Source organism: Acidovorax sp. (genome assembly GCF_034519795.1).
Lineage (GTDB): Bacteria > Pseudomonadota > Gammaproteobacteria > Burkholderiales > Burkholderiaceae_C > Acidovorax.
Map to the genome: position 1 here is coordinate 243,313 of NZ_JAXHOB010000008.1, position 14,457 is coordinate 257,769.

At 67.7% G+C, this 14,457-nt stretch carries 17 protein-coding genes; 12 read left to right on the plus strand and 5 right to left on the minus strand.

The window, feature by feature from the left end:
- Positions 1-88 precede the first annotated feature (88 nt).
- On the plus strand, positions 89-1,441 hold the full coding sequence (locus U5N23_RS09435; RefSeq protein ID WP_322592553.1) for a type II toxin-antitoxin system HipA family toxin: 1,353 nt from the start codon (positions 89-91) through the stop codon (positions 1,439-1,441).
- The gene (locus U5N23_RS09440) at positions 1,434-1,724 is read left to right on the plus strand and encodes a helix-turn-helix transcriptional regulator (RefSeq protein ID WP_322592554.1); all 291 of its coding nucleotides are present in this window, start codon (positions 1,434-1,436) and stop codon (positions 1,722-1,724) included. The genes U5N23_RS09435 and U5N23_RS09440 overlap by 8 nt, the downstream gene beginning before the upstream one ends.
- 1,291 nt (positions 1,725-3,015) lie before the next feature.
- Here U5N23_RS09440 and U5N23_RS09445 read toward each other — a convergent pair.
- The 5 genes from U5N23_RS09445 to U5N23_RS09465 form a co-directional block, all read right to left on the minus strand.
- Positions 3,016-3,351: a helix-turn-helix transcriptional regulator gene (locus tag U5N23_RS09445; RefSeq protein WP_322592555.1), complete on the minus strand. Its 336-nt coding sequence runs from the start codon at positions 3,349-3,351 to the stop codon at positions 3,016-3,018.
- On the minus strand, positions 3,348-3,710 hold the full coding sequence (locus U5N23_RS09450) for a type II toxin-antitoxin system RelE/ParE family toxin (protein ID WP_322592757.1): 363 nt from the start codon (positions 3,708-3,710) through the stop codon (positions 3,348-3,350). Before U5N23_RS09450 ends, U5N23_RS09445 begins: the two co-directional genes overlap by 4 nt.
- 79 nt (positions 3,711-3,789) lie before the next feature.
- Positions 3,790-4,869, minus strand: coding sequence for a tRNA 2-selenouridine(34) synthase MnmH (gene mnmH / locus U5N23_RS09455; protein WP_322592556.1), 1,080 nt, complete (start codon positions 4,867-4,869; stop codon positions 3,790-3,792).
- On the minus strand, positions 4,866-5,951 hold the full coding sequence (gene selD / locus U5N23_RS09460; protein ID WP_322592557.1) for a selenide, water dikinase SelD: 1,086 nt from the start codon (positions 5,949-5,951) through the stop codon (positions 4,866-4,868). Before selD ends, mnmH begins: the two co-directional genes overlap by 4 nt.
- Before the next feature lie 977 nt (positions 5,952-6,928).
- Entirely contained in the window at positions 6,929-7,579 is a 651-nt protein-coding gene (locus U5N23_RS09465; RefSeq protein WP_007862258.1) for a S24 family peptidase, read from the minus strand.
- A 496-nt stretch (positions 7,580-8,075) separates the two neighbouring features.
- Between U5N23_RS09465 and U5N23_RS09470 the strand changes: the two genes are divergently transcribed.
- From U5N23_RS09470 to U5N23_RS09515, 10 genes are all read left to right on the plus strand, one after another.
- Positions 8,076-8,339, plus strand: a complete 264-nt coding sequence (locus U5N23_RS09470) for a hypothetical protein (protein WP_322592558.1) — start codon at positions 8,076-8,078, stop codon at positions 8,337-8,339.
- Positions 8,339-8,503, plus strand: coding sequence for a hypothetical protein (locus tag U5N23_RS09475; RefSeq protein WP_322592559.1), 165 nt, complete (start codon positions 8,339-8,341; stop codon positions 8,501-8,503). Before U5N23_RS09470 ends, U5N23_RS09475 begins: the two co-directional genes overlap by 1 nt.
- Positions 8,500-9,660 carry a DUF1376 domain-containing protein gene (locus tag U5N23_RS09480; protein ID WP_322592560.1) on the plus strand — a complete coding sequence of 387 codons (1,161 nt, stop codon included), beginning with the start codon at positions 8,500-8,502 and terminating at the stop codon, positions 9,658-9,660. Before U5N23_RS09475 ends, U5N23_RS09480 begins: the two co-directional genes overlap by 4 nt.
- Positions 9,647-10,609 (plus strand): DUF6475 domain-containing protein, encoded by a 963-nt coding sequence (locus tag U5N23_RS09485; RefSeq protein WP_322592561.1) that lies wholly within the window; start codon positions 9,647-9,649, stop codon positions 10,607-10,609. The genes U5N23_RS09480 and U5N23_RS09485 overlap by 14 nt, the downstream gene beginning before the upstream one ends.
- Positions 10,606-11,058 (plus strand): hypothetical protein, encoded by a 453-nt coding sequence (locus tag U5N23_RS09490; protein ID WP_322592562.1) that lies wholly within the window; start codon positions 10,606-10,608, stop codon positions 11,056-11,058. The genes U5N23_RS09485 and U5N23_RS09490 overlap by 4 nt, the downstream gene beginning before the upstream one ends.
- On the plus strand, positions 11,055-11,498 hold the full coding sequence (locus tag U5N23_RS09495) for a hypothetical protein (protein WP_322592563.1): 444 nt from the start codon (positions 11,055-11,057) through the stop codon (positions 11,496-11,498). The genes U5N23_RS09490 and U5N23_RS09495 overlap by 4 nt, the downstream gene beginning before the upstream one ends.
- Positions 11,498-12,091, plus strand: coding sequence for a hypothetical protein (locus tag U5N23_RS09500; RefSeq protein WP_322592564.1), 594 nt, complete (start codon positions 11,498-11,500; stop codon positions 12,089-12,091). Before U5N23_RS09495 ends, U5N23_RS09500 begins: the two co-directional genes overlap by 1 nt.
- Before the next feature lie 573 nt (positions 12,092-12,664).
- On the plus strand, positions 12,665-13,306 hold the full coding sequence (locus U5N23_RS09505; protein ID WP_322592565.1) for a phage tail protein: 642 nt from the start codon (positions 12,665-12,667) through the stop codon (positions 13,304-13,306).
- Between the two features lie 178 nt (positions 13,307-13,484).
- Positions 13,485-14,039 carry a phage tail assembly chaperone gene (locus tag U5N23_RS09510; protein ID WP_322592566.1) on the plus strand — a complete coding sequence of 185 codons (555 nt, stop codon included), beginning with the start codon at positions 13,485-13,487 and terminating at the stop codon, positions 14,037-14,039.
- Positions 14,040-14,101: 62 nt separating this feature from the next.
- Positions 14,102-14,356, plus strand: coding sequence for a DUF1799 domain-containing protein (locus U5N23_RS09515; protein ID WP_322592567.1), 255 nt, complete (start codon positions 14,102-14,104; stop codon positions 14,354-14,356).
- The last annotated feature ends 101 nt before the right edge of the window (positions 14,357-14,457 follow it).

Here is a 14,457-nt window from a genome sequence, read left to right on the forward strand (position 1 = left end):
TCCGGTGCCAAAAAATTTCAATTTATGGCTATTCCAATAGCCATAATCCAGCCATTGGCCGAGCAATTTGTCTATCATGATAGGTCATATGGCCTATCCCCAAGCCTACCCCCAATTCACCACCGTCGAAATCCACCATGCCGGCCAATGGCATGCCGCTGGCGATCTGCGGGTGGTGGACCATGGGCATGGTGACTTCACCTACCGTGATGACTATGTGTTCGGCCCGCTGCAACTGCCGGTGTCGCTGAAGTTGCCGGTCGGCATAGCGCCTGCGCCGCTGGTGGAGGGACCGCTGGGGCCGCGGCGTGACCTGAGGCTGCCTGCGTTCCTCTGCGACATGGTGCCCCAGGGCCGGGGCCGGCGATTTTTGCTGGACACGCTCGGCCTGGTCGATGCGGATGGGCTGGAGGCAGCGCTGCTGCTGCGGGGCGCGTTCAGCCCCATCGGTGCATTGCGCATTGCCTCGGCGGTCACGTTTTACGAGGAAGAGGCCCGCAAGGCCGGCCCGGCGCAGGCGTCCATGGCCCAGGGCTTCGAGCTGGCCGACATGTCCGCCCGAAGCGAGGCGTTTGTGGAGCATCTGGCACTGCACTCCATGCTGGCATCAGGCACCACGGGCGTGCAGGGTGTGGCGCCCAAGTTTTTGCTGGCCACGGATGCGCATGGGCGTTGGTTTGCGGACATGGCCTTGCCCGATTCGCAGGCCCGCGAGCATTGGCTTGCCAAGCTGCCGCGCGGGCGCACGCCGGATGACCTGGTGGTGCATCGCAACGAGGCGGCGTACCTGCGCCTGGCGCATGCCTGCGGGATACGCACGAACGAGCCGCCACAGATGGTCGGCCACATGCTGCTGGTGCGCCGCTTCGACCGCGTGGTGCGGCAAGGGCTGCTGCACCGCCTGCACCAGGAGAGCGCGGCCAGCCTGTGCGGCCTGCGCGGTTTTGGGCTGCCGGTGCGCCAGCAGGATCTTGTGGTGGCCATCCGCAGCGTGGTGCACGACCCGGAGCGCGAAACGCTGGAGTTTTTGCGCCGTGACGTGCTCAACCTGGCCATGCGCAATACCGACAACCACGCGCGCAACACGGCGGTGCAGCGCACGGCCGATGGGCGGGTGCAGTTGACACCGGTGTTCGATTTTTCGCCCATGTTCATGGACCCGGAGCTGGTGGCGCGAAGCTGCCACTGGCAATCTGCTGCCGGCCAGCGCCTGCCCGATTGGCAGGCGGTGGTCGACGATTTGCCCGTGGACGATGCGGAGCGAGAGCGCATTGCCGCAGCGTTGGTGGCGTTTGCGCCGGTGGTGGAGCGGCTGCCGCAATTGGCGATGGATGCAGGGGTGGATGGCGAGGTGATCGAGCAGTGCCGCAAGAGCATCGACCGGCAGGCGCAGCAGCTGTGGGCACTGGCGCGCCGGGGAGAGGCACACCGCCATGGCTGATGCGCGCCTGAAACGACCTGTCGACCCCGAGACGGCTGCGGCGCGGCGCGAGGAGCTGTACCGCACGGTGGCCAGCGGCGAGATCAGCCTGGGCGATGCCGTCGCCCGGATGCGCAAGATCAGCCGGCTCACGCAGGAGGAGTTTGCCGCCCATCGCGGCATCAGCGTGCAGGCACTGCGCCAGATCGAACGGGACCAGGGCAACCCGACGGTGGAGACCCTGAACAAGGTGGCTGAGGTGTTCAGCCTGCAGGTGGGGTTTGTGCCGCTGCGCAGGCGGTAGAAGGGTGCAGTACGCGGCAATCGGAACCTACCAGACCATCGCCCCCTGCCGCACCACCCGCGCCTCCATGATTGGCAGGTTCACCAGCGCTGCCGCCAGGGCCAGCGCCGCATCGGCCCACCACATCCACGTGTCGGCCAGCGGCGGGGGCGTTGAAGTAGTGGTTGGCGTGTACGGCGAAGGCGGAGCGGGCGTGGTCGGCGGGGTTGAGGGCGGTGTGGCGTGCGGTGAGATATGCCAACGTTCTTTTGCTTGCACGACCTTCTTCGGTATATAAAAGTCCAAGACTGCTGCAAAGCGGCGGCGACCTGGTTGTTGAGATTGGCTCCCGTGGTTGCTGCGTGCCTGTGTTTGAGGGCGGAGGCCGGGATGTGCGCCCGGCGGCGCAGTAACTTTCTCTTGGCCGCCAAGAGAAAGTCACCAAAGAGAAGGCGGCCCCCAGTCTGCGTCCCCCGTTCGCCCTGTCGGGCGAACGGGGGCAACCTGCGATGCTCGGGCCTGGGGTGGCGTCGCGGAACTCGCTGCGTTCTTCGAACTCCGCTCAAACATCCGCGACGAGCTAGACCACGAAGTGCGTGTGTCCTTCGGCACACGCACCCACCCCAGACCCTGCGCTTCTCGGCGCAGCCAGCAGGGGTGGGGAGCGGGGACAAACACGGCTGCTGCTGCGCAGCTGCGCCTGGGGTCGGTTCGCGCGGCGCGCTGCCGACGGGTTGAGCGCAACCGCTCTGCTCATGCCGAGCGAAGCAATGGCCCGCGTGGAGCCCGTTCCCACCCCCTTCTGACCGTGCCGAGAAGCGCAGGGCCTGGGGTGAGCGCGTGCCGAAGGACACGCGCATCGTTGTCTGGCTCGCCGAAGCTGTTTGACCGGAGCTGCCTCGCAGAGGCAGCGCAGGGAGTTCTTCGGCGTCACCCCAGGACCGAGCATCGCAGGCTGCCCCACTCGCCGCCAGGCGAGTGGGGACACGGGCAGCGGGGTCGCCTTTTCTTGGCCTACCTTCTTTTGGCGACGCAAAAGAAGGTAGGTGCGCCGCCGGGCGCACATCCCGGCCTCCGCCCGCAACCAAGGCACACCGCGAGAAGCTGGGCGCCCATCTGTGCTCCTTTCGCTCACGCCGCAGCCGGCTGTTACCGCACTACCAGCGCCTGCGTGATCGGCCGGTTCAACGGCGCTGCCGCGAGTGCCAGTAGTGCCGCATGCGATCAGGCGACGAACTGCGACGCCTGTGTCAATGCAGTGGGCTTCGCAGGGGCATAGGCTGCAGCCCGGGCCCCGAATCGAAAGGTGAAATCAAGCCGGAGCGAGCACCAGGTGCCCGATCCCCGCCTTGGCCGGCCGCACCTTGATTTCAATGTCGTAGCCCAGGCGGGTGAGGCAGTCCATCAGCTTGCGCTCCGACAGATTGGAGAACTCACCGCGCACCATGTCGGAGACCTTGGGCTGCGTGATGCCCATCCGCTTTGCCGCTTCTTGCTGAGTCAGGCCCTGGCTGCGCATGGCCTTTCTGATTTCGATGACCAGACCGGTTTTGATTCTGAGCTTTTCGGCGTCTGCCAAGCCAAGGTAGGCAAATACGTTGCCGGAACCTTGGTGTACTTCGACGCCATCCACAAGCCTGGTTTTCATTTGCGCAACTCCTTTACACACGCTTCGGCGATCTTGAGCCGGGCGTGAACGATGTCCATGTCCTCTTTGGGCGTAGCGATGCCGCGCTTGCTCTTCTTTTGAAAGCAGTGAAGGACAAACACTGCCTCCGCGAATTTGACGGTGTAGACGGCACGGTAGGTGCCTACGGCATCGTCTTCCACCACTTCGAGCACACCGGCTCCGCCGAAGCCCTTGAGCACTTTGGCCGCATCATGTTTGTCGCCTGCCTGGGCCAGCGACAAGGCAAATCCGAAATGCCGTCGCACGTCGTCAGGCAATGCCATCAGGTCTTTGTAGCTGCTGCCGATCCACTCCAGTGGCTTGTCAGAAGTTGGTATGCCTGTAAATATACCTGAAAAGGTATATTCTGTTCATGCGGGCTGTTTCCTCTCCCCAGCGCAAGTGGGGAGGGGGGGCTCAAGATGTCGAAGTGGTCTGCCCATTGGCACTGCTCCCCCATCCCGCAACCACTGTGCGCGCCAGCGCCTCGATACCGGGCGGTGACAGGTCCGCCGCGTCCACCACCTGCCGCTGCTCCCACGCATGGAAGTACGAGCGGTGCGAGCGCGCGTACGAGGGGTCGTAGTGCCGGGTGGCCAGGGCCTCGAACAGCTGGGGCAGCTGGCGCGCGAGGGCCATGGCCTGCCAGGCGGCGATGGTCTCGTTGCCGTGCAGGGGTTTCAACGGGGCCAGCTGGTCGGCCAGCCACTGGGGGCGGTCGCCCAGGTAGGCGTAGTCGCGCAGCAGGTATTCCACGCGCGCGGCGGTGCTGGCGCGCAGCTCGATGCAGGGGCTGGCGCGCATGCGCTCGACCAGGGTGAGGGGCACGGTGAGGCGGCCGATGCGGCGGCCTTCGCCTTCGATGTACAGGGGGCGGGCCGGGTCCAGGTGTTCGAGCACGCCGGCGATGGCGGTTTCGAAGGCGGTTTGCGAAGGCTGGGCCACGTCGGGCAGGGCGCCGAGCAGCGAGCCCTTGTGCCGGGCCAGGGCCTCCAGGTCCAGCACCTGCTGGCCCTGGGCGGCCAGGGCGTGCAGCAGCCGGGTCTTGGCGGTGCCGGTGGCGCCGCACAGCACCACCAGGGGCAGGGCGGGGGCGCGCTGTTCGATGGTGTCGATGACGTGGCGGCGCCAGGCCTTGTAGCCGCCGGCCAGTTGCTGGGCGTCCCAGCCCACCATGCGCAGCCAGGTGGTCATGGAGCCGCTGCGCAGTCCGCCGCGCCAGCAGTAGACCAGGGGCTTCCAGCCCGGGGGGCGGTCGGCCAGCGGGCCTTGCAGGTGGCGCGCCAGGTTGGCGGCCACCATGGCGCCGCCCACGCGCCGCGCCTCGAAGGCGCCGACCTGCTTGTACAGGGTGCCGACGATGCGCCGCTCTTCGTTGTCGAGCACGGGCAGGTTGATGGCGCCGGGGATGTGGTCGATGGCGTACTCGGCCGGGCTGCGCGCGTCGATCAGGGTGTCGAAGGCGTGCCGGTCGTGCACGCGCGTGGGCTCTTTCATGGCGCCACCGTGAGGCCGGCGGGGCCGCCGGTTGCGTCGCCCTGCTGCATGTGCCCCACCACGGCGGCATCGGCAAAGCCCTGCTCGCGGAAGGTGCGCAGCACGGCATCGACCGCCTGCGGCGCGCAGCTGACCAGCAGGCCGCCGCTGGTCTGCGGGTCGGTAAGCAACGCCTGGGCCGTGGCAGGCAGGCCATCGGCCAGCGTGACCTCGGCGCCATAGCCGTCCCAGTTGCGGCGCGATGCGCCGGTGACGATGCCCTGCGCAGCCCAGTCGGCCACGCCGCCCAGCAGCGGCAGGCGGTGCCAGTCGAGCACGGCGCGCAGGCCGGCGCCGCGTGCCATCTCCAGCGTGTGGCCGGCGATGCCGAAGCCGGTGACGTCGGTGAGGGCGTGCACGCCGTCGAGCTCGGCCAGCGCGATGCCGGGGGTGTTCAGGCGCGTGGTGGTCTCCACCAGGCGGGCGTAGCCGGCGTCGTCGAGCAGGCCTTTCTTCAGCGCGGCAGAGAGCACGCCCACGCCCAGCGGCTTGCCCAGCACCAGCACGTCGCCAGCGCGCGCATCGCGGTTGCGGCGCACGCGCGAGGGGTGCACCAGGCCCATCACGACCAGGCCGTAGATGGGCTCGACCGAGTCGATGGTGTGCCCGCCGGCAATCGGTATGCCCGCCGCGCGGCACACGGCCTGGCCGCCCGCGAGCACGCGGCCGATGACCTCCACCGGCAGCTGGTTGACCGGCATGGCCACGATGGCCAGCGCCATGATGGGGCGCCCGCCCATGGCGTACACATCGCTGATGGCATTGGTGGCGGCGATGCGCCCGAAGTCGAACGGGTCGTCGACGATGGGCATGAAGAAGTCGGTGGTGGCGATGAGGGCCTGCTCGTCGTTGAGCTGGTAGACGGCGGCGTCGTCGGCGGTTTCGATGCCTACCAGCAGTTCTTTGGGGAGCAGGGCGGCGAGGCCTGTGCCGCTGCTGTTTTTCAGGATTTCGGAGAGGACGCCGGGGGCGATCTTGCAGCCGCAGCCGCCGCCGTGGGAGAACTGGGTGAGGCGGAGGGGGGTGGGGTTTGGTGTGGTCATAAGGGTGGGCGTGCTTGCTGCGGCGGCTGTCTGGATTGTTGGTATTGTGCTTTGTGGTGGTGCTGCTGCTTGGTGGCTGTGGTTGCTTCTGTTCTTTTGCCGAGGGTGGAGGCCGGGATGTGCGCCCGGCAGCGCACCCACCTTCTTTTGCGTCGCCAAAAGAAGGTGGGCCAAGAAAAGGCGACCCCCAGTCTGCGTCCCCCGTTCGCCCTGTCGGGCGAACGGGGGCAACCTGCGATGCTCGGGCCTGGGGTGGCGTCGCGGAACTCGCTGCGTTCTGCGAACTCCGCTCAAACATCCGCGACGAGCTAGACCACGAAGTGCGTGTGTCCTTCGGCACACGCACCCACCCCAGCCCCTGCGCTTCTCGGCGCAGCCAGCAGGGGTGGGGAGCGGGTACCACACGGCTGCTGCTTCGCAGCTGCGCCGGGTGTCGGTTCGCGCTGTGCGCTGCCGACGGCTGGGGCGCGATCACCCTGGCGAGCCGAGCGCAGCGAAGGACCACAGGCCGAGCGAAGCAATGGCCCGTGTGGAGCCCGTTCCCACCCCCTTCTGACCGTGCCGAGAAGCGCAGGGCCTGGGGTGAGCGCGTGCCGAAGGACACGCGCATCGTTGTCTGGCTTGCCGCAGCTGTTTGAGCGGAGTTCGAAGAACGCAGCGAGTTCTGCGGCACACCCCAGGCCCGAGCATCGCAGGCTGCCCCCTCGCCCCCGGGCGAGGGGGACACGGGCAGCGGGGTCGCCTTTTCTTGGCCTACCTTCTTTTGGCGACGCAAAAGAAGGTAGGTGCGCCGCCGGGCGCACATCCCGGCTCCCGCCCCAGGCAAAAGAACAGAAGCAACCACAGCCACCAGGCCGCAGCATTACCACGCTCCGCCCGCCGGGCAGAGACCCGGCGCCCGCCCTCGGAAAAAAGCATGCGGTAGCCACACCCCCAAACCACAAACCACAAACAGCAACTGCTCCGAGAGCGGTCAATCAATCATTCGACCACAACGCCGACTTCGCTATCCCCGCCACATACTGAATCACCTCCACCTCATCCTCCGGAATGCTGATCCGCGGATGCGCCTCGTTCACCGAATCGAGGTGCACCATCCCATCGCGCACATAAGCCAGCTGCTTGACCATGACCTTGCCGCTGCGCTCGCGCACCAGCACCTCGTCGCCCGGCATGAAGCCATGGCTGGGCTCGATGACGACGAACTCGCCGTGGCGGATGCGCGGCTTCATGCTCTCGCCCTTGCAGCGCAGGGCATACGCGTTGGGGTCGCGCGTGGGCCAGTTGATGCGGCCGTCGCCGTGGCCCACGGGGTACTGCAGCTCGCAGAAGTAGCCGTCGTCGCCCAGCTGCGCCGTGCCCACCACGGGCACGCCCTCGGGGGCGAGGATGCGGGCGGCCTCGCTGCCGGCGCGCAGCAGCGAGGGGAACATGCTGCCCAGGGGCAGGTTGGCGCGCTTTTCGAGGTTGAGGGCGGCGCGCTCGCCAAAGGCCTCTTCCTCGTCCAGGTACTGCGTCATGCGGCCCTTGCTCACGCCGAACTGGTCCATGAAGCGCTGGCGGTCGGTGCCGAAGTGCTTTTCGAAGTAGGCGGTGAATTCCGCGCGGCGGGTGCTGTCGTTGCTCATGGTTGCGCAGTTTAGCCGGAGCTAAATTTTTGGCAAGATGTTTTAGCTTGTGCTTGACTATTGGTTTAGTTAAAACTAAACTTGCTGCCATGAGATTCACGGATTGGCTGGATGCCGAACCTGGCCGCAACAAGGCGGTCGCCGAGCACTTTGGGCTGACGCCCAGCGCCATCACGCACTGGCGCAGGGCGGTGCCCCGAAGCCGCATGCGCGAGCTGCATGCCCTGACGCAAGGGGCGGTGGACTTTGCGGGCATGTTGCCGCGATCCCGGGGGCCAGCCGCGTCGGTGGACTTCGGGTGCGGGGACGGTTGATCCCCTGGTTTCTCCTGCCGTGGCGCTGATGCAGCAGGCGCCACGGCCTTCGACCCGGCGCTGCCTGCCTTGTTTGCCTTGTGCGGCGCCGGGTGTTTTTTCTTTTCTTTTGTGATGGGCCCACCCGTGCGCTCCTGCGGGAGCGTGGGCGCCCGCACGCCTTGTGAGGAGTTTGACGAGCCATGCGATCACCACCATCCCCCATCCATGCGGGCCCCAATGCCTTCGAGTCGGTGCGCCCGCGCGGTGCCGATGCTGCGCGCAGTGCTTCTGCGCACCACCGGCCCGAGGTGCCTGGCGGCCCGGTGCTGCTGTTCAACCGCAGGGGCCTGCGCACGGTGGGCCTGGCCCCGCGGGTGCGGGGCTCCATCTGCATCGAGGGCCGGGCCCAGTCGCGGGCCAGCCTGGACAAGAGCCGCCGCATTGTGCGCGACTGGAGGCAGTGATGGTGCTGCAGCGCCTGACGCCCGAAGTACTGCGTGCTGCCGCGCAATCGGCTGCGGCGCAGCACATTCCGCTGGCCGAGGCCAACCACTACGAGCATGGCTCGGACTTGTGGGTGCAGTTCAACGAGGCCTATGCCGCAGGCCCGGGGCAGGAGGGGGCGTGAGCAGCAGCAGCAATGACGGCAGCAGCAACGCCCAGCGCAGCGCAGGCCTGCCTGCACCGCTGACCGTGCCCGCCTGCGACCTGAGCGACTTTGCGTACATGGAGCTCGATGTGCGGCGCCTGCGCGACTCGAAGTTCGCGGCGGCGGCCGAGGGCGAGGCGTTTCGCGCGGGCATCTTGCTGTGGTGCGCGGCCTGGCACCAGGTGCCGGCGGCCTCGCTGCCCGATGACGACGTGGAGCTGGCCAACCTGGCCGGCTATGGCCGCGTGCTCAAGGAATGGAAGAAGGTGCGCGCCGCCGCGCTGCACGGCTTTGTGAAGTGCGCCGATGGGCGCCTGTACCACCCGGTGGTGGCCGAGAAGGCCATTGCGGCCTTTGCCGCCAAGGAGAAGTACGCCTACGAGAAGTACTGCGACCGCCTGCGCAAGGAAAACGCCAGGCGCGCCAAGGAGGGCAAGCCGCTGCTTTGCGTGCCCCCGCAGGCGCTGTGGAAGACCGGTGCCTACCCGCACGGCATGGCGCCGCAGGGCGACGGCTTTCCGCCGGAAGTCCTGCACCCGTCCGCCGGCAATCCACCGGAAACCGGCCTTAAAGGGAACCGAAAGGAACGGAGCCGAGAGCGAGACGGAGAAAGAGAAAGAGAAGGAGATGGAGATGGAACGGATCTTTTTGGAGGGGGCAGCAGCACCGTTGCTGGCGCAACGGGCGGCGCCGCACCGGCCCCGGGGCAGGGCAGCGCGGTGGGCACGGCGCCCGCCAGCGGGCTGACGCGCGATGCGCTGTGGTCCGCGGGCAAATCGCTGCTGCAGCAGGCCGGCATGCCGCGTGCGCAGTGCGGCAGCTTCATCGGCCGGCTGTGCAAGGACCATGGCAGCGACATCGTGGCCGAGGCCGTCAGTGCCGCCTGCGTGGCGCGCCCGGCCGACCCGGCCCAGTACCTCAAGGCCGTGTGCATGCGCGCTGCAGGGCAGCGCGGCGGCGGCACTGCAGGCATGCACATGGCGGGCGTGCTGCATGCGCCGGCCAACCGGCAGGAGGCGCTGGAGCAGCGCAACCGCAGCGTGGCCGATGCCTGGGCGGCCGAGGTGCCTGGGCCGTCCGATGCAGTCGATCACCCACCCACCCATGGAAAGGAGCCCCCGCATGCAGCCCTCTGAACGCAGCGCGTTTGCGCAGCTGATCACCGACGTGCTCGCCTACTACCGGCAGGACGCCAGCCGCTTTGTGCTGGACCTGTGGTGGGGCGCGTGCCAGCCGTTCGAGCTGGCGCAGATCCACCAGGCCATGCAGCGCCATGCCACCGACCCCGAGCACGGCCGCTTTGCGCCGCGCGTGGCCGATGTGGTGCGCATCCTCGCCGGCACGGCGGCCGACCGTGCGGCCCTGGCCTGGGGCAAGACGCTGGAGGCCATGGGCAGCGTGGGCGCCTACACCGACGTGGTGTTCGACGACCCGGCCATCCACGCGGCCGTGCTGGACCTGGGCGGCTGGCCCAAGGTGTGCCGCACCGACCTCAAGGAGCTGGGCTACCTGCAGCACCGCTTTTGCGAAAGCCACCGCGCCTACACCGGGCGCGGAACCTTCGACTACCCGCGCTGCCTGGGCGGCGACCGCAGCCCCGACAGCGAGTACGCCAAGGTCGGCCTGCCCCCGCCGCGCATCGCATTCATTGGCAATGCGGAGCGCGCGCGCCTGGTGTACGAGGGCGGCAGCGCGGCGGGCAAGACGGCGGTGCGTTTTCACTCGCTGCAGGCCCTCGCGGCTGCGCCGCGTGCCGCGACTGCTGAGGACTCGGCTGCGCCGCGTGCCGAAAAGAAGGCCGTACCCAGCGCTCAGACCGTCATGCCGCTGGTTGCAGCGCGAGCGCCTTCGCCCGCGCCGCGCAGTGCGCAGCCCCTTGCCGTGCGCGCACCGCAGGCCAGCCCCGCCATGGACCGCGCTGCATTGCGCGCACTGGCATCGGCGGGCCCCCTGGCGGCTGCAGCACCCCTCCAACGGCCCGGCGCATTGCGTGCCGCGACCGGGGTGCGCCGGCCGGCCTGCCACCCGGGCCCCGCAGCCCAAGCCCTGAACACCACCACCGCAGAAAGGACGTACCACCCATGAAAGCCATGCTCATCAAATCTGCCGAAGGCCTGCGCGGCACCACGCCGGACGACCAGGACGCCTGGGCCCGTTTCACGCGCAAGCTGGAGGTGATGAAACCCGGCACCTGCCTGCGCATGGAGTGGAGCCGCCCGCGCAACGGCCCGCAGCACCGGCGCCTGTTTGCGCTGCTGCAGGTGGTGGCCGAGAACAGCGAGATCTACGACACGCGCGAGAAGGCGCTGGTGGCCGCCAAACTGGCGGCTGGCTACTGCGACGATGCCATCGACCCGCGCACTGGCAGGGCGGTGCCCATTGTTCAGTCGATCCGCTATGAGGCCATGGACCAGCAGACCTTCGAGCGCTTCTACGCGGCGGCATTCGATGCGGTGCTGCAGCTCATCCTGCCGGCCATGGACCGCACCACCCTGCAGCGGCTCATCGCCATGGTCGAGGAGGGCTGGGCATGAGCGCCGCGCTTCTGGCTGCCCCGCGCCCGGGGACGGAACCCGCTGTCTGCGCGCTGCTGCAAAGCGATCTGCAAAGCGATGGGGCAGGGCCGCCATGCCCCGCATGCCAGGCCGCGCAGACCCGCGCGCACAGCCCTTTGTTTCGCGCCCACTGCCACGGCTGCAAGGTCCGCGCGCTGGCGCAGGGCCCGCAGTTCTGGCGCTCGGTGAAGGGGGGTGTGCACACCGACGCCTACCAGGGCGAGCTGGCCGCCGTGTTCGGCGCGGCCGGCGCCGCCGCGGGCCATGCCGTGGTGCTGGCGGAGTACCGGCGCCTTATGGCACTGCAGGACAACGCCGCGCGCTGCGGCGTGTTGCCATGCGAGCCGCGCAGCGTTGCTGCCGATGGCCGCGACATCGACACCCACACCAACAACCACCCTCCAGGACGAGCATGCTGATGAGCGACCACCACACCAACCACCACCGCACCGTGGAAGAGGCCTACACCCGCGCGGGCACCTCGTCCTCCAACCTCAAGGTGGACCCCGACCGCCGTGGCGATGCCGACGTGCTGATCGCCGCCGGCTGGTCGCCCGGCATGCTGGGCGGTGCGCTGATGCGCCTGCGCGGCGAGTGGGACAGCGTGGCAGCGCCACGCTTCACCCAGGACAGCGTGGCGCACCAGCGCCGCAGCCACCCCGATGCCGATGTCGTGCAACTGCTCTCGCGCCTGCGCTCGCTGGCGCAGGTGCTCGAAGCCGTGGAGCGCTGGGCCGCTGCCAAGGGCCTGGCCGATGCGCGCACGCTGGCGCGCACCAGCGTGTGCTACTGGCTCGACCCGACCTGCCGCGCCTGCCTGGGCCGCGGCAGCGCGCTAGTGCCCGGCACCCCCATGCTGGGGCGCCTGTGCAAGGCCTGCGGCGGCAGCCGCAAGGCAAGCGAGCCTATGGGCCAGGACGGCCGCCGCCTGCTCAACATGCTGGACGATTGTGTGAGCCGTAGAAACCAGTCGATGAAAAAACGCTTGCACAACGCCATGCACCGCGGTTAGAATTGCACCAGACGATTGCAGAGGGTGCTTACCCTCTCGCCCGTCGCCCCTCTGTTGATTGCCCGCAGCCACAGCCTGGCTCCTCGCCTGTAGCGACTGCGGTAGATGGTTGGGGTGGTGTGTCGTCTTGAATTTTTGTCAATCCCGCATGGTTTGCCTTGCGGGATTTTTTGCTTTTGCGGCCCTGCTTTGTTGGCAGCGGCCCTGGTTTCGTTCTCCCTCCTTTTTCTACTGTCCCACGTGCATGGCGCACCCGCGCTGCGCGCGCGTTGCGGCGTGCGCCAACATCCATTCGCCGAGGTCTCCATGAACCCTGCCACCAAAGCACTGCATGAAACCCTGATCCGCCTGGCCAAGGGCGCGATCACCGCCTGGGAGCAGTGGCTGCACAAGCAGCAGCCGCCGCAGCAATCCTGACCCACCGTTCACTCTGCCCCGCGGCAGGCCGCTCTCCTGGATCTTCCGGGGGACACGCCTGCCCCATGCCACGCAGACCTTGCGCCGCACTTGTTTGATGCGGCTTTTTTGTTTGTTTGTTTGTCACTTCATTTTCTCCACTGAAAGGCCCATTCCATGGCTGTATCTCTGCCCGACGGCGCAACCATCGCCATTGCAACCACCTACGGCTCGGTCAAGACCGTGACCGCCATCACCAACGCCAACCCCGGCGTCATCACCTCGGCCGCGCACGGTCTGCTCAACGGCGCTTTCTACGAGCTCAAGTCGGGCTGGCAGAAGATCAGTGACCGCGTGTTCAAGGCCGCCAACGTGGCTACCAACGCGCTGGACGTGACCGGCATCGACACGACGGACACCAACCGCTTCGCGGCCGGCACCGGCGTGGGCAGCCTGCGCGAGATCACGGCCTGGACGCAGATCCCGCAGATCCTGGAGTTCACCACCAGCGGCGGTGACCAGCAGTTCGCCAACTTCTCCTTTCTGGAAGAAGACTACGAACGCCAGCTGCCCACGGTGACCAGCGCCCAGTCGATCCAGATCGGCATCGGCGACGACCCATCGCTGCCCGGCTACCAGGCCCTCAAGGCCGCCGGCGAAGCCCGCGCCATCCGCGCGCTGAAGGTCACCCTGCCCAACGGCGCCGTGCTGCTCTACAACGGCTTCGTGTCCTTCAACGAAACGCCCACGCTGACCAAGGGCAGCGTGATGCAGGTGCGCGCCACCATCTCGCTGCAAGGCCGCCCCACGCGCTACTGAGCGTGCCAGGCGCCGTGAGGCGCCTGTTTCTCCCTTCGTCTGCACCGCTACAGCTTGCTCTGGCCGTGCAGGCACCCCCTGCACCGACCCGGCCCTGTTCGCTCCTTCGAGGGGGCGGCAGGGCTGGGCACGGGCTTTTCGTTTTTGTTGACTGTTTCTCCCTCGAAAGAAAATCACCATGGCCAAACTCGTTATCGGCAAGTCCACCCCCAAGTCCTTCGCACTCAAGGTGGAAGTGCCCACGCCGCACGGGCTCGACGAAGTGAACTTCGACGCCCGCCACCTGCCCTCCACCGTGTGGGCCAAGATGCGCGAGCAGCACGCCGAAGCCATCGGCAAGACCGTGCAGACCCTGTTCGACGCCGCGCGCCAGGAGGCCGAGAAGGCCCATGCCGCCGAGCAGAAGGACAAGCCCGCCGCCGCCAAGAAGCCCGCCGGCAAGAAGACGGCGGCCGCTACTACTGCGGCCACCGATGCGGTGGACGTGTCGGACGCGGACGCCAAGGAAGCGGCCATCACCGCGCTGATCAAGCCCGTCAAGGAAAGCGACATCGCCAGCCTGCGCGCCCGGCACAGCGCCGAGCTGATCGTGCAGATCGTCACCGGCTGGGACCTGGACGAACCCCTGGGCGTGGACGCCCTGGTCGACATGTGCGACAGCTACCCCGGCGCCGCCGAGGCCGTGTTCAAGGCCTACAACGAAACCCGCGAAGGCCTGCGCCTGGGAAACTGAAGGCCATCGGGCGCGCGCCCTACCAAAAGCCGCCCGATGAATCCGAGCTGGCCGTGTGGGGCATGCGGCCCAGCGACTTCCCCGAGCAGGACGTGGAAGTCTGGCCCGAGCACGTGGATGCCTGCCTGCTGTTTTGCAGCGTGAGCACCCAGTGGCGCGTGGGCATGGGCGGGGCGACGGGGCTGGACTACCCGGCCGTGTTTGCGACGCTGGACCGTTTGCATCGGGGCAAGACCGATGACGAGCGCGATGCGATCTTTGTGGATGTGCAGGTGATCGAGCGGGCGGCGTTGGAAGAGATGAATAGCAGGGACTGAGGCAGTCCCACGGGCCGCCAGGTCACGTCTTGTTATGTTAGTGCAAGCCACCTTCGGGTGGCTTCTTTGTTTTTGGCTTGCGCTTGGCGGGCCATATCCAT